The 725-nt window shown below is 69.0% G+C and carries 1 pseudogene; it reads right to left on the reverse strand.

Features of this window, described 5'->3' with window-relative positions:
- Window positions 1–725, reverse strand: a pseudogene (locus IE97_RS0137805) (glycoside hydrolase family 32 protein); the annotation flags it as partial.

The raw sequence follows: 725 nt of genomic DNA on the forward strand, positions 1-725 counted from the left end.
TGGGCGGGCTCCTCGGCGGCGGTGAACTGGTCGGCCAGGACGTGGCCCCAGCCGCCGGTGTTCATGTCGACGACCTGGATCCGCGCCTTCTTGCCGGCGTAGGGACGCAGGTCGAAGGACGCCCAGTCCAGGGTCTCGCTGTCGGCGCCGGTGGCGCTGCGGACGACCTCGCCGTCGACGAGCAGGTTGACGGACGTCTCCGTGGAGACGCGCCGGGCCTGGGTGTCGGACATGACGATGTGGTCGACGTTGAGGTGGCCCCAGCCGCCGGTGTTGTCGTCGGTGATCCTGATCCGGGCCTGCTTGCCGGCGAGGTCGCCGACGTCCCAGGAGGCCCAGTTGAGCGCTTCGGCGTCCTTTCCGGTGGCGCTGCGGACGACTTGGCCGTCCACGAGGAGCTCGACGGCGGTGGGGTGGTCGGAGCCGGCCGGGTGGTTGCCGCCGCCGATGAGGAAGTTGATGTACTTCTTGTCGATGGTGAACTCGGGTGAGGTGAGGGTGCCCGTGGTGGCGTCGCCGTTCAGGAAGGTGTTGGCCAGCCCGTCTCCCAGGAAGCCGGAGACCTGGTGCTGGCCGGGGAAGGTGCCGACGCGGTTCCGGTCGTCGTCCACCCGCCGAAGCCGGTTCCTTCGAAGTCCTGCACCACCTCGCCCGTGGGCGGGGTGTAGGTGCCCTTGTCCTCGGCGGTGAACTTCCTTCCGTCGAAGTCGCCGATGAAGTACTGG

Origin of the sequence: Streptomyces sp. NRRL S-455 (assembly GCF_000717875.1) — a bacterium.
GTDB lineage: Bacteria > Actinomycetota > Actinomycetes > Streptomycetales > Streptomycetaceae > Streptomyces.